Origin of the sequence: Rhizobium sophorae (genome assembly GCF_013087515.1) — a bacterium.
Taxonomy (GTDB): domain Bacteria; phylum Pseudomonadota; class Alphaproteobacteria; order Rhizobiales; family Rhizobiaceae; genus Rhizobium; species Rhizobium sophorae.
On record NZ_JABFCN010000046.1, the window covers coordinates 77,942 to 92,055 of the forward strand.

The 14,114-nt window shown below is 60.2% G+C and carries 13 protein-coding genes; 7 read left to right on the forward strand and 6 right to left on the reverse strand.

The genetic code is table 11. The features are described 5' to 3' along the window. Nucleotides 1-521 precede the first annotated feature (521 nt). From G9X64_RS24725 to G9X64_RS24745, 5 genes are all read left to right on the forward strand, one after another. Entirely contained in the window at nucleotides 522-1,781 is a 1,260-nt protein-coding gene (locus tag G9X64_RS24725; RefSeq protein ID WP_171377557.1) for an ABC transporter substrate-binding protein, read from the forward strand. Nucleotides 1,782-1,998: 217 nt separating this feature from the next. Next, the gene (locus G9X64_RS24730) at nucleotides 1,999-2,946 is read left to right on the forward strand and encodes a carbohydrate ABC transporter permease (protein WP_168309935.1); all 948 of its coding nucleotides are present in this window, start codon (nucleotides 1,999-2,001) and stop codon (nucleotides 2,944-2,946) included. A 9-nt stretch (nucleotides 2,947-2,955) separates the two neighbouring features. Next, nucleotides 2,956-3,795, forward strand: a complete 840-nt coding sequence (locus G9X64_RS24735) for a carbohydrate ABC transporter permease (RefSeq protein ID WP_138330479.1) — start codon at nucleotides 2,956-2,958, stop codon at nucleotides 3,793-3,795. Then, nucleotides 3,792-4,850 (forward strand): Gfo/Idh/MocA family protein, encoded by a 1,059-nt coding sequence (locus G9X64_RS24740; protein WP_171377558.1) that lies wholly within the window; start codon nucleotides 3,792-3,794, stop codon nucleotides 4,848-4,850. Before G9X64_RS24735 ends, G9X64_RS24740 begins: the two co-directional genes overlap by 4 nt. Nucleotides 4,851-4,860: 10 nt before the next feature. Next, a complete protein-coding gene (locus G9X64_RS24745; RefSeq protein ID WP_171377559.1) occupies nucleotides 4,861-5,862 on the forward strand; it encodes an ABC transporter ATP-binding protein in 1,002 nt (333 codons plus the stop codon). 72 nt (nucleotides 5,863-5,934) lie between these two features. Here G9X64_RS24745 and G9X64_RS24750 read toward each other — a convergent pair whose 3' ends face one another. The 6 genes from G9X64_RS24750 to G9X64_RS24775 all read right to left on the reverse strand — a co-directional run bounded on the left by G9X64_RS24750 (nucleotide 5,935) and on the right by G9X64_RS24775 (nucleotide 11,431). Continuing rightward, complete coding sequence (locus G9X64_RS24750) at nucleotides 5,935-6,240, reverse strand: NIPSNAP family protein (protein ID WP_171377560.1); 306 nt, start codon at nucleotides 6,238-6,240, stop codon at nucleotides 5,935-5,937. Nucleotides 6,241-6,437: 197 nt separating this feature from the next. Next, the gene (locus G9X64_RS24755; protein WP_168309938.1) at nucleotides 6,438-7,499 is read right to left on the reverse strand and encodes an ABC transporter ATP-binding protein; all 1,062 of its coding nucleotides are present in this window, start codon (nucleotides 7,497-7,499) and stop codon (nucleotides 6,438-6,440) included. 12 nt (nucleotides 7,500-7,511) lie between these two features. Then, nucleotides 7,512-8,300, reverse strand: coding sequence for an ABC transporter permease (locus G9X64_RS24760; protein ID WP_003541491.1), 789 nt, complete (start codon nucleotides 8,298-8,300; stop codon nucleotides 7,512-7,514). Further along, nucleotides 8,297-9,190: an ABC transporter permease gene (locus G9X64_RS24765; protein ID WP_064652265.1), complete on the reverse strand. Its 894-nt coding sequence runs from the start codon at nucleotides 9,188-9,190 to the stop codon at nucleotides 8,297-8,299. The genes G9X64_RS24760 and G9X64_RS24765 overlap by 4 nt, the downstream gene beginning before the upstream one ends. A gap of 73 nt (nucleotides 9,191-9,263) precedes the next feature. Beyond that, a complete protein-coding gene (locus tag G9X64_RS24770; RefSeq protein ID WP_168309939.1) occupies nucleotides 9,264-10,367 on the reverse strand; it encodes an ABC transporter substrate-binding protein in 1,104 nt (367 codons plus the stop codon). A gap of 191 nt (nucleotides 10,368-10,558) precedes the next feature. Continuing rightward, a complete protein-coding gene (locus G9X64_RS24775) occupies nucleotides 10,559-11,431 on the reverse strand; it encodes a MurR/RpiR family transcriptional regulator (RefSeq protein WP_017961343.1) in 873 nt (290 codons plus the stop codon). Nucleotides 11,432-11,609: 178 nt separating this feature from the next. On the opposite strand from G9X64_RS24775, the gene G9X64_RS24780 reads away from it, so the two are divergent. Together G9X64_RS24780 and G9X64_RS24785 are read left to right on the forward strand one after the other, a co-directional pair. Beyond that, nucleotides 11,610-12,380, forward strand: a complete 771-nt coding sequence (locus G9X64_RS24780; RefSeq protein ID WP_168310070.1) for an N-formylglutamate amidohydrolase — start codon at nucleotides 11,610-11,612, stop codon at nucleotides 12,378-12,380. Between the two features lie 119 nt (nucleotides 12,381-12,499). After that, nucleotides 12,500-14,056 carry an amino acid permease gene (locus tag G9X64_RS24785; protein ID WP_171377561.1) on the forward strand — a complete coding sequence of 519 codons (1,557 nt, stop codon included), beginning with the start codon at nucleotides 12,500-12,502 and terminating at the stop codon, nucleotides 14,054-14,056. Nucleotides 14,057-14,114: the final 58 nt, after the last annotated feature.

Consider the following 14,114-nt stretch of genomic DNA (forward strand, 5'->3'; position numbering starts at 1 on the left):
CTCCGAATATGCCGTTCCCTATGTTTTTTCCTACAATACCAAAAAAATACCATTTACCAAGTGGGAACGACGCGGAAAATCAATCTTTTTATCATATTGATTTTGCTCGATTAAATTTTTTAGTAAGTTTTATCAGGCTGAAAAGTTAATTTCGGCTGGACAATTGGTATTTTTTTGGCATTAATTCGGCAAAAGGGAACAGCACTTCGAAGCCCACGAAAACCGGCAGTTGAGCCAAGCCGGAACCGCTACGAAGATGATCGAGATGACGACCCGCCGGCCCGTCAAGCTGGTGGCGAAGATTCAGACATCCATCAGCTTTCCCATCATTTCGCCGCCCTCGGTTTAGTCGCCGGAAGGCGCGCAGTCCGGCCGCAGGCGATCCGCCTTCGTGTCCGTCGAGCTTTCGGGATCGGCATTGCTGGCGGTCCTCCAAGGGGCGTTGGGTGTTTTCTCAGACACGCCAATTGCTTGTTTCAGATCAAACAGCGCCTCGCGGCGCTTTAAAACAGGAGAGGGAAATGAAAAACACTGCTCTGAAAAGCTTGCTGCTTGCCTCCAGTCTGCTGACGTCAGCGGGCCTCGTCCATGCCGCCGACGTCACGCTGACGGTCGAAAGCTGGCGTAACGACGACCTGCAGATCTGGCAGGAAAAGATCATCCCGGCATTCGAAGCGAAGAACCCGGGCATCAAGATCGTCTTCTCGCCGACCGCGCCGACCGAATACAACGCCTCGCTGAACGCCAAGCTTGATGCCGGCTCCGCAGGTGACATCATCACCTGCCGGCCGTTCGATGCCTCGCTCGAACTTTTCAACAAGAAGCAGCTCGTCGATCTCACCGGCCTGCCGGGCATGGAGAACTTTTCGCCCGTCGCCAAGGCCGCCTGGACGACCGATGACGGCAAGTCGACCTTCTGCGTGCCGATGGCTTCGGTCATCCACGGCTTCATCTACAACAAGGACGCCTTCGACAAGCTCGGCATCTCGGTGCCGAAGACGCAGGACGAGTTCTACGCAGCGCTCGACAAGATCAAGGCCGACGGCACCTACATCCCGCTCGCCATGGGCACGAAGGACCTCTGGGAAGCCGCTACCATGGGCTACCAGAACATCGGCCCGAATTACTGGAAGGGTGAAGAGGGCCGCGAAGCCCTGATCGCCGGCAAGCAGAAGCTGACCGATCCCGAGTGGGTCAAGCCATATGAAGAGCTTGCCAAGTGGAAGCCCTATCTCGGCGACGGTTTTGAAGCCCAGACCTATTCGGACAGCCAGAACCTGTTCACGCTCGGCCGCGCAGCCATCTATCCGGCCGGTTCGTGGGAAATCGCGCTCTTCAACAGCCAGGCCCAGTTCAAGATGGGCGCCTTCCCGCCGCCGGTTCCGAAGACAGGCGATACGGGCTACATCTCCGACCATCCGGATATCGGCGTCGCCCTGAACGCGAAGAGCACTCATGCCGAGGAAGCCAAGAAGTTCCTCAGCTGGGTCGCTTCGCCGGAGTTCGCAGATATCTACGCCAACTCGCTGCCGGGCTTCTTCAGCCTGAACTCTACCCCGGTCAAGATGTCCGATCCGCTGGCTCAGGAATTCGTTTCCTGGCGCGGTCCGTACAAGTCGACCGTGCGCTCGACCTATCAGATCCTGTCGCGCGGCACGCCGAACCTCGAGAACGAGACCTGGGTCGAATCGGCCAATGTGATTAACGGCACGAATACGCCGGCGGTTGCTGCCGAGAAGCTCCAGAAGGGCCTCGACAGCTGGTACAAGCCGGCCAAGTGATGTGATCAGGGGCGGCGTTTGCAGCCCCTCATTCGGCCTGCCGGCCACCTTCTCCCTGCTCGCGGGGAGAAGGAGACTCGCAGCGACCTCCCAGCCCGATACGGCATCTCAGCAGGGCGTGTTCCCTCTCTTCCCAGGTGGCAGCGAGTTAGTGTGAGGCGCAACGTTTTCCACCTGTGCTGCCCTTGCAGCCAGTCGACAAGAATAGGCAAAAGCCATGAGCGAAACCGACAACGCGGCCGATATCGTCCCGATCAAGCGCCCGGTGCGCTGGCACATTTTCGTCTTCATGCTGCCGGCCCTGATCGTCTATTCCGCCGTCATGGTGCTGCCGCTCATCGAAACGCTTCGGTTGTCGCTCTACAATACGGTCGACGGGCAGCCGGCCTTCGTCGGTCTTGCGAATTTCAAGGTGCTGTTCGGCGATCCGCGCTGGGCGCGTGATTTCTGGAACGCGCTCGTCAACAACCTGATCTTCTTTGCCATCCACATGTGCGTGCAGAACCCGATCGGCGTGGCGCTGGCCGCCCTGCTTTCGGTGCCGAAGCTGCGCGGCGTTGCCTTCTACCGCACGGCGATGTTCCTGCCGACGCTGCTCTCTTTCGTCATCGTCGGTTTCATCTGGAAGCTCATCCTTTCGCCGATCTGGGGCGTGGCGCCCTGGATGCTCGATCTCATCGGCTTGAAATTCCTGTTCGCGCCCTGGCTCGGCCAGTCCGGCCCGGCTCTGATCGCGGTGTCGCTGATCTCCAACTGGCAATATATCGGCATTCCGATGATGCTGATCTATGCGGCCCTTCTGAGCATCCCCGAGGAAGTGATCGAGGCCGCCGAATGCGACGGCATCACCGGCTGGGCTCAATTCTGGAAGATCAAGCTGCCGCTTATCCTGCCGGCGATCGGCATTATCTCGATCCTGACCTTCGTCGGCAATTTCAACGCCTTCGACCTGATCTACACGGTGCAGGGCGCGCTTGCCGGACCTGACATGTCGACAGACATTCTCGGCACGCTGCTCTACCGCACTTTCTTCGGTTTCCAGCTTCAGCTCGGCGACCGCTCGATGGGGGCGACGATCGCCACAGTGATGTTCCTCATCATCCTCGCCGGCGTCTCGCTTTATCTCTTCGTCATCCAGCGGCGCATGCGTCGCTATCAATTCTGAGGAGCGCGCATGTCCAAGGCACGCACATCTCCCATCCGCACCGGCCTCGTGCACCTGGCGCTGAGCGCCTATACGCTGGTCGCGCTGTTTCCAGTGTTTTTGACCATCATCAACTCGTTCAAGGATCGCGCCTCGATCTTCCGCGAGCCGCTGATGATCCCGACACCATCGACCTTCAGCCTCGTCGGCTATCAGACGGTGTTGGGGCAGGGCGATTTCGCCACCTATTTCCAGAACAGCTTCATCGTCACGATCGTCTCGATCCTGCTGGTGCTGCTCTTCGGCGCCATGGCCGCCTTTGCGCTTTCCGAATACCGTTTCCGCGGCAATATGCTGCTCGGGCTCTATATGGCGATCGGCATCATGATCCCGATCCGTCTCGGCACGGTGGCGATCCTGCAGGGCATGGTGGCGGCCGGCCTGGTCAATACGCTGACGGCGCTGATCCTCGTCTATACCGCGCAGGGCATACCGCTGGCGATCTTCATCCTGTCGGAATTCATGCGCACGGTTTCGGACGATCTGAAGAATGCCGGCCGCATCGATGGGCTTTCCGAATATGCGATCTTTTTCCGCCTGGTGCTGCCGCTGGTGCGCCCGGCCATGGCGACGGTCGCGGTGTTCACCATGATCCCGATCTGGAACGATCTCTGGTTCCCGCTGATCCTGGCGCCCTCCGAGGCCACCAAGACGGTGACGCTCGGCTCGCAGATCTTCATCGGCCAGTTCGTCACCAACTGGAATGCGGTGCTGGCGGCGTTGTCGCTGGCGATCCTGCCGATCCTCGTCCTCTACGTCATCTTCTCGCGGCAGCTGATCCGCGGCATCACGTCAGGAGCCGTCAAGTGACCGAAAAACCGATCCGCGTGCTCGTTGCCGGCCTCGGCAATATGGGCCGTAGCCATGCGCTCGCCTATCACAACAATCCCGGCTTCGAGATCGTCGGTCTCGTCAACCGCTCGACGCCGGAGCTGGCGGCCGAGCTGCAGGGCTACACGATCCATCCCGACTTCACGACGGCGCTCGCCGAGCTGAAGCCGGACCTCTGCTCGATCAACACCTATTCCGACAGCCATGCCGATTATGCCGTCGCCGCCTTCGAGGCCGGCTGCGATGTCTTCGTGGAAAAGCCGCTGGCAACCACCGTCGCCGACGCAGAGCGCGTCGTCGCGGCGGCCAGGAAGGCGGGGCGCAAGCTGGTGATCGGCTATATCCTTCGCCATCACCCTTCCTGGATGAAGCTGATCGAAGAGGCGCGCAAGCTCGGCCCGCCTTACGTCTTCCGCATGAACCTCAACCAGCAGTCGAGCGGCCCGACCTGGGCGACGCATAAGTCGCTGATGCGCACGACCTCGCCGATCGTTGATTGCGGCGTGCATTATGTAGACGTCATGTGCCAGATCACCGACGCAAGAGCCGTCGAGGTGCGCGGCATGGGGCTGCGCTTGTCCGACGAGATCGCTGCCGACATGTATAATTACGGTCACCTGCAGGTGCTGTTCGAGGATGGCTCCGTGGGCTGGTACGAGGCGGGCTGGGGGCCGATGATTTCGGAAACCGCCTTCTTCGTGAAAGATGTGATGTCGCCGAAGGGTGCGGTGTCGATCGTCATGGATCCGAACGCCAAGTCCGATGATATCGACACGCACACCAAGACCTCGGTTATCCGCTTGCACACGGCCGAGACGGGCCCGGACGGCAAATTCATCCGGCCCGACCAGGATATGACTATGGCAGGCGAGCCCGGTCATCAGGCGCTCTGCGACCTGGAACAGGCCTTCATGCTGAGGGCGATCCGCGAGGATCTCAACCTCGACCGCCATATGGCGGATGCGGTGGCGTCGCTGCGCATCTGCCTTGCCGCCGACGAGAGCGTGCGCACCGGCCAGCCGGTCAGATTATAAGGAAAGACCCGTGGGATCGCTTCAACTCAAATCCATCCGCAAGTCCTATGGCACGCATGAGGTGCTGAAAGGCATCGACCTCGAGGTCAAGGACGGCGAATTCGTCATCTTCGTCGGGCCGTCGGGCTGCGGGAAATCAACGCTGCTGCGCAGCATTGCAGGCCTCGAAGACGTTACGTCCGGCGCCGTCGTCATCAATGGCCGCGATGAGACGCTGACGCCGCCAGCCAAGCGCGGCATCGCCATGGTGTTTCAGTCCTACGCGCTCTATCCGCATCTGACGGTCAAGGACAATATGGGGCTCGGTCTCAAGCAGGCCGGCACCGCCAAGGACGAGATCGAAAAGCGTGTCGGCAAGGCATCCGGCATGCTCTCGCTGGAACCCTATCTGGCGCGGCGGCCGGCCGAGCTCTCCGGCGGCCAGCGCCAGCGAGTCGCCATCGGCCGCGCCATCGTGCGCGAACCGGAGCTCTTCCTGTTCGACGAGCCGCTGTCGAACCTCGACGCGGCGTTGCGCGTCCAGACCCGCCTCGAAATCGCCCGGCTGCACCGCAGCCTGAAGGCAACGATGATCTATGTCACCCACGACCAGGTCGAGGCGATGACGCTTGCTGACAAGATCGTGGTGCTGAATGCCGGCGCGATCGAGCAGATCGGTTCGCCGATGGAACTCTACAAACGACCGGCCAATGTCTTCGTTGCCGGCTTCATCGGCTCGCCGCAGATGAATTTCATCGCGGCCGAGAAGGTCGGCGACCACAGCGCCAAGACGATCGGCGTACGTCCCGAACACCTGACGTTGTCGCGCGAACAGGGGACTTGGGCTGCGAAGGTCGTGCATGTCGAGCATCTCGGCGCCGACACGATCATCTATCTGGAATCCGACCAGTGCGGCCTGCTGACCGCACGTCTTTTCGGCGAGCACCAGTATGAGCCGGACGAGATCGTCTACGCGACCCCGGACCAAGCGCACGTGCATCGTTTCGATGTAGATAACCAGGCGATCCGCTGAGCGCATGACAGAACAAAAAGCCCCGCCGGTGTGCGGGGCTTTTTCATGTCCAGTCGGTGTGTACGAGTTCTATCAGCCGAGCACGGGCCGCATGAAGCTACGTTCATAGCTGATGATGCTGCGATTGCGTTTGTCGAGTTCGAAGGCGGCCTGACATTCCGGATCGCTTGCCATGCGCGTGCGATAGTCTTCATAAGCCGCCAGGCTCGGGTAGGAAAACAAGGCAACGGCAATATTGTTGGCGCCTTCGGACGGCAGGAAATAACCATGATGGGTGCCGCCCATCCTGTTGACGATCGGAATCCAGAGCCGGGCATATTCTTCGAATTCGGCAAGCTTGTACGGATCGATCACATAACGCAGGTGGCAGGTAATCATTGACATATCCTATCGCGTAAAATGCCGGACGGAGGGCTTGCCGGCTCATTTGGTTTGCTCAACTTCTGGCACTGATCTCGGAGAGTTCAAGTGCTTTGCGGTGATGGCTGCATCACGTTTGCTGACAGGTCGGCCGGCCTGAAATGAAAAAAGCGCCGCGTCGGCGGCGCCTTCCGGGCGAGATCGCGCTTTGCTGATTAGTCGCGGATGATGAGGAGGTCGGCTGCCATGAAGCGCAGCGTGACGGTTTCGCCAGCCTGCGGCGGGGTGATGCCCGGGCTGTTGAACATGTCGAAGGAGATGACGTTGCCTCCGACATTCATGCGGGTGCGGATGACCGACCCCAGGAAGTGAGCCGAGACGACCTGACCGGTCAGTGCCGTGTCGCTCTTGACGCTGTCGGAGAGCGAGCCCGCTTCCGGACGCAGCGCCAGCGAGATGGTTTCGCCAGCCTTGTGAGCGGCGACCGACTGCTTCAGCGTTATGCCCTGATCACCGATCTGGATGCGGTTGGTGTCGGGATCGACGACCTTGGCTTCAATCAGGTTCAGGGTGCCGACGAAGGAGGCGACGAAGCGCGTGGCCGGCGTGTTGTAGATCTCGAAGGGCGAGCCGATCTGGTCGGCCTTGCCGGCATTCATGACGACAATGCGGTCGGAGATCGACAGGGCCTCTTCCTGATCATGGGTGACGAAGACCGTGGTGATGCCGAGCTGCTGCTGGATCTGGCGGATTTCCTCGCGCAGCGAGACGCGGATCTTGGCGTCGAGTGCGGAGAGCGGCTCGTCGAGCAGCAGCACCTGCGGCTTGACGGCAAGCGCGCGGGCAAGGGCGACACGCTGCTGCTGGCCGCCCGATAGTTGATAGGGGAAGCGATCGGCCAGATGATCGAGTTTGATCAGGCCAAGCATTTCCTTGACGCGGGCGTCGATATCCGGCTTCGGCGCGCCGGCGACCTTGAGGCCGAAGGCGACATTGTCGTGCACCGTCATATTGGGGAACAGCGCGTAGGCCTGGAAGACCATGCCGATATTACGCTGGTTCGGCTTCAGCGAGCTCTGATCCTTGCCATTGATGGTCAGCGTGCCGCCGGTCGGCGTTTCGAAGCCGGCGATCATGCGCAGGACGGTCGTCTTTCCGCAGCCTGACGGGCCGAGAAAGGAGATGAACTCACCTTTTTCGATCGTCATGTTGAAGTTCTTGACGACCTGCACCGGGCCGAAGGATTTCTGAATGTTGGTCAGTGTGAGAAAGGACATGAACCAGATACCTTAAGCCTTTGCCGGGCGGGCTTTGCCGACGCGGGAAACGAGGTTGAGCAGGCCCATGCTGAGCCAGGTGATCGAGAAGGCGATGACGGCGAGCGCCGAAGGCTCATAGGCCTTGTTGGCGCCGACGAGCTGCAGGTAGGGACCGAAGGCCGGACGGTTGAGCAGTGCGGCGAAGGTGAATTCACCCATGACGATCGCGAGCGTGATAAAGGCGCCTGAGAGCACGCCGCTCATGACGTTGGGGAAAATGCACTTGAACATGATGGTCGTCCAGCTGGCGCCGAGACTTTCGGCTGCCTCCGTCAGGGTGCGGACGTCGATGGCGCGCATGGCGGTATCGACGGCGCGGTACATGTAGGGCAGGGACAGGGTGATATAGGAGAAGACCAGCAGGATATTGGTCCCGGTGGTAGAGCCCGTCAGCGGCAGGTAGGAGGACGAATTGTACATCCTGAGGTAGCCGAAGACGATGACGATTGCCGGGATGACAAGGGGCAGCAGCGTGATGAATTCGACGACGGGGCGCATCTGCGGCAACCGCAGCCGCACCCAATAGGCCGTTGGCACGACGAGCAGCATGCCGAAGACGATGGTCAGCAGCGCCATCAGCATGGAATAGCCGAAGGTCTCGCGGAACTGAGCGTCCGAAAAGACCGATTGATAGGCGTCGAGGCTGTATTCGCCGCGGCGCATGCGCAGCGAAAACTCGATTGTGCCGATCAGCGGGATGATAAAGTAGGACGCGCCGAGAATGATGGCGATCCAGGCTCCGAGACGTTGAGCTTTCATTTCTGCCACCGTTCGGCGCGCATGCGCAGCAGGAGGTAAAGGACGTTGGAGACGCCGGTTATCACGATCATGCCGAGCGCGATGGCGTAACCGAGGTTGGCATTGTGCAGAACGTCGCCGCGGATCTGCGCATAAAGCAGGATCGGCACGATGTTCAGCGAGCTGCCGGTCAGCGCAAAGGCTGTGGCGATGGCGCCAAAGGCATTGGCGAAGAGCAGCAGCGTCGTGCCGAGCAGGCTCGGCCAGAGGATCGGCAGCGCAACCATCGTCCAGTATTGGCGGTTGGTGGCGCCGAGAATCTGCGATGCCTCGCGCCATTCCTTCTTCATGCCGTCGAGGGCAGGCGTCAGGATCAGCACCATCAGCGGTATCTGGAAATACATATAGGTGATGGTGAGGCCGAAGAAGGACAGCAGGTTGAAGCCGGTGCCGTAGAGATTGAAGCCGAACCATTCGCGCAGGAAGATCGTCACAAGCCCGGTGCGACCGAGCGTTGCTAGGAAGGCGAAGGCCAGCGGCACGCCGGCGAAATTCGAGGCGACGCCGGAGAAGGTCAGCAGTGTCGAGCGCACGGAGGCGGGCAGGCCGCCGAGCACGACGGCCCAGGCAAGGAAAAAGCCGATCAACGCTCCGCCGAGGGCGGAGGCGACCGAGACGCGGATACTGATCCAGTAAGCGCTCATGATCGATGGCGTAAAAAGATCGCCGATATTCTTCAGCGTGAAATCGCCCTCGGGCGTGAGGAACGCGCCCACCACGAGATAAAGCGTGGGGATGATCAGGAATAGCAGAGAGAAAATAATGAAGGGTGCGATGCCCAGCCAGTCGATCACGCGGTCTTTATTGATCAAGGGGGCACTGCTCGCCATCGGCGTTGAAACGGTGCTCATGGAAAAGCTCATCCTGGGGCGTCGGAGTGAGAAGACCTCCCCGCCTTGGTGGGCGGGGAGGCAGGATTAAATTTTACTGAACGTTGGCGCCGACGACGGAATCCCAGTTCTTGGTGATGGTTTCCTTGCCAGCGGCCTGCTCTTCCAGCGTCGGGAAGACAGCCTTTTCATAGGCTGCTGCCGGCGGCAGCTTGTCGAGCAGTTCCTTCGGGATCTTGTTGTTCTTGGCAAGATCGTTGAAGCGGATCGGGTGGCAATAGCCCTTCAGCCAGCCGAGCTGACCTTCGTCGGAATAGAGATATTCCATCCAGAGCTTGGCAGCGTTCGGGTGCGGAGCGAAGGCGGAAATCGCCTGAACGTAGACGCCGGCTACGACGCCGGTCTTCGGAACGACGACCTCGAAGGGAGGATTGCCCTTCAGGCCTTCGCCCCACGAGAGGGCGTTGTAGTCCCAGGCGATCACGATCGGCGTGGAGCCTTGCGCAAAGGGAGCAGCCTTGCCGACGACCGGCACGAAATTGCCGCTCTTGTTCAGTTCGGCAAAGAACTTCAGGCCTTCCTCGGCTGCCTTGGCCGCGTCGCCGCCGGATGCGGAAAGACCAGCGGCGTAGACGCCCTGGACAGCCTGGTTGGCGCTGCGCGGATCGCCTGCGAGGGCGACGCTGTTTGCATAGTCGCTCTTCTTCAGGTCGGCCCAGTCGGCCGGCGATTCCTTGACGAGATCTTTGTTCACCAGGAACGCGAGAACGCCGTAATAGTCGCCGTACCAGTAACCTTCAGCATCCTTGGCGGTATCCGGAATGGAATCCCAGGTGGAGACTTTGTAAGGCTGGATCAGGCCGTCTTTCTTGGCAGACGGGCCGAAAGAGAGGCCGACGTCGATGACGTCAGGAGCCTGCGGGCCGGTGTTGCCTTTGTTGGCCTTGATGGCTTCGATTTCGTCGCCCGAACTTGCATCCGGGTTCAGTTCGTTGACCTCGATGCCGTACTTGGCCTTGAAGCCGGCAATGACGTCGCCATAGCCGCACCAGCTGTGCGGAAGAGCGATCGTCGTCAAGCTTCCTTCTTTTTTGGCGGCGGCGATAAGCTCAGCGCTCGGCTCGGCGGCGGCAATCGCGGTCGAGGCCACGATCAGCGCAGTAGAAAGCGACAGAAGTCGAGAAATGTTAGAGATCACTGTTGTTCTCCTTCGGGTTTTCAGTGTCTGGCGATGCTGTTAATGAGATTACATGAAGCTTGTGTGACAGTTCGGTGACGTTAATTCTGCTGTGAATAGCGGGGGTTGCAACAAATGCTTTATTTGCGACAACGCCGTCTGGTTCTGCGAAAAATCCGTCATTGTTTTTCTTCTGTTTTAGTCTTGTCCTCCTAACCCGGTTTACGGAAAAGCCTGGTCTGCTCGAACAGGCCTTCCAGTGTCTTCATGCGCTCTTTCGTCTCGTCCCAGGTCGAATTCTGAACGGCCTCGATCAGCGCTTCGACGATGAAAAGGGTGACGACGGAGGAATCCCAGGCCGACGGCGCCTCGATCCGGACGCGGAAGGCATGCCTGGCGAGCTTGGCGGCCGGCGAACCCCATTGGTCGGTGAAGACGATGATTTCGGCGCCGCGCTTGCGGGCGGCAGTCGCAAGGCTCACCATCTCCTGCTCGTAGCGGCGGATGTCGAAGATGATCAGGATGTCGCCGGCATTCATGTTGAGGACATATTGCGGCCAACTGCTGGAATTCGACGATAGTAGTGTCGTTGCCGGCCGGATCACCTGCATATGGGTGAAGAAATATTCGGCAAGCGCGCCGGTGATGCGGCCGCCGACGAAATAAAGGCCGCGTTTGCGGTCGGAGAGCAGCGCGGCGACGCTGTCGAAAGTCGCGGTGTCGAGATCGGTCAGCGTCTGGCGCAGATTGCCCATGATGGCATCGGCGAAACGGTTGAGAATATGGGTGCCCGGCGCGTTCTGCGCCCAGCGGTCGTGCTTGGCGATCGGGTTCGAGATCGTCGCCTCGACTTCCTGATGCAAATGCGCCTGAAAGTCCGGATAACCCTTGAAGCCGAGCTTCTGCACCATGCGTACGACGGTCGGCGTCGAGACGCCGGCGTTTTCGGCTATCGTGGTGATGCTGCCGAGGCCGGAGACCGGATAATTGTCCAGCAGGCTTTCTGCCAGCTGCTTCTCGGCACGAGTCAACACCCCCAAATGCGAGTGTATGACGTCCGAAACCGTTTTCGACGCAACTGTCACTTAATATGCTCCCCGGGATGGTCTGGCGCCACTTTCCCACTCAAAGTTAACAACGCTGTCACAATCCATGTCAACCACTGTCATGAAAAGAAATTTTCAGTCCATGCTTGACACTGACCGAAACCTGAAGAATTCTTTTCTTCATCAAGAATTTGTTAAGGGATAAGGAGTGGCGCCTTTGGTGCTGGCCCGGCCGAAAATCCTCAGCGAAGCGGACGGCGACTGCGTCGGGATCGAACGCATTCACGGCCGGAGCCCGGTGCTTCTAATCTGCGAGCACGCTTCGAATGCGCTCCCAGCCGTTTTCGGTGATCTCGGCCTGCCCAGCGAAGCGCTCTCCAGCCACATCGCCTGGGACCCGGGCGCGCTGGCGGTCGCGCGCATCCTATCGGAAGCGCTTGACGCGACGCTCGCTTACCAGCGGTTTTCACGGCTTATCTACGACTGCAACCGGCCGCCCAGTTCACCCGGCGCCATGCCGGAGACCAGCGAAATTTATGCCATTCCCGGCAACAAGGATTTGAGCCCTGAAGAACGGCTTGCGCGCACCGATGCGCTCTATGTACCTTTCCATGACGCCATTCGCGGGCTGATCCGCGATCGCCGGGCGAGGGGTCAGGACAGCATCATCGTGACGATGCACAGCTTCACGCCGGTCTATCATGGCCGCGAACGCGCCGTCGAACTCGGCATATTGCACGATGAGGACAGCCGGCTCGCCGATCGCATGCTGGAGGCCGCTGCCAAGGCGCCGCTTTACAGGACGGAACGCAACGAGCCCTACGGACCCGAGGACGGCGTGACCCACACGCTGATCCTGCACGGGCTTTCGAACGGCTTGCGCAATGTGATGATCGAGGTCCGCAACGACCTCATCGCAGACGATAGCGGCCAAGGGGTCATGGCTGACTATCTAAAAGGGCTGCTCCAGGAAAGCCTGGACGCCTGATAAAAAGAAGAACCCGAGGGAGCAGTTTATCTGCGGACGTCCGCATGGCGAAAATGCCACGGACAATTGGCACTGAATCGGTCCGCAATCCCGCGGCCGGTCGTGAACAGGGGGAAGTCATGTCGGACTATACCGAACTGGACAAGAAGCAGGATGTGCACATCCTGCATTCCATGGGCTATGCCCAGGAACTCGAACGGCGAATGAGTTCATTCTCGAATTTCGCCGTCTCATTCTCCATTATTTGCATCCTTTCCGGCGGCATCAATTCGCTGGCGCAAGCGACCTCAGGCGCCGGCGGGGCGGCAATCGGCATCGGCTGGCCACTCGGCTGCTTCATCTCGCTCGTGTTTGCCGTCGCCATGGCGCAGATCAGCTCCGCCTACCCGACTGCCGGCGGCCTCTATCACTGGGGCTCGATCCTCGGCAACCGCTTCACCGGCTGGCTGACCGCATGGTTCAACCTGCTCGGTCTGGTCACCGTGCTCGGCGCCATCAACGTGGGCACCTATTATTTCTTCATGGGCACGTTCGGCACGGGCTACCTCGGCCTGACGGACACCATCACGGTGCGGATCGTCTTCCTGGTCATCATCACCGGCGCGCAGGCACTGGTGAACCATATGGGAATCGGGCTGACCGCAAAGCTGACGGACTTCTCGGGTTACCTGATTTTCGCAACCGCCATCGCGCTTGCGGCGGTGTGCCTGTTGTCGGCCCCGTCCTATGAATTCGGCCGGCTCTTCACCTTCGCCAACTATTCCGGCGAAGCGGGCGGTAATGTCTGGCCGACGACGTCGGGCAGCTGGGTTTTCCTTCTCGGCCTGCTGCTGCCGATCTATACCATCACCGGCTACGACGCTTCGGCCCATACGTCGGAAGAAACCGTCAAGGCGGCCCACTCCGTTCCGCGCGGCATGGTTTCCTCCGTGCTCTGGTCGGCACTCTTCGGCTACATCATGCTGTGCTCCTTCGTGCTCATGCTGCCAAACATGGACGATGCTGCAAAGCAGGGCTGGAACGTGTTCTTCTGGGCGATGGACTCGCAGGTCAATGCGGCCGTGAAGGACATCCTCTACCTTGCGATCCTCGTCAGCCAGTGGCTGTGCGGCCTTGCGACCGTCACTTCGGTCTCCCGCATGATCTTCGCCTTCTCGCGTGACGGCGGCCTGCCGGCGTCCAAGGCGCTGTCGAAGGTCAGCCCGCAGTATCGCACGCCTGTGGCCGCGATCTGGACCGGCTCGATCCTGTCCGTGCTATTCGTCTGGGGTTCCTCGCTGGTTACGATCGGCGACACGCCGGTCTACACGATCGTCGTCTCGTGCACCGTAATCTTCCTGTTTTTCTCATTCGCGATCCCGATCACGCTCGGCCTCTTCGCCTGGGGCACATCGAAGTGGGACAAGATGGGCCCATGGAATCTCGGCGAAGCCGTCTTCAAGCTCTTTGCGGTGCTCTCGATCATCGCGATGATCCTAATCTTCATTCTCGGCATCCAGCCGCCGAACGAATGGGCGCTCTATATCACCGTCGGTTTCCTCGTGGTCACCGGTATCGTCTGGTTCGGCTTCGAGAGCCGCCGCTTCAAGGGGCCGCCGATCGGCGCCGACGTGGCGAAACGCCAGGCCGAAATTGCGGCGGCTGAAGCGGCCGTCGGCGAAAGCGGCGAAGGCTGAACATCGAGGCTTCCCTCTCAAATGGCGGGGCCGCATCCTGCGGCCCCATCACCGGTTC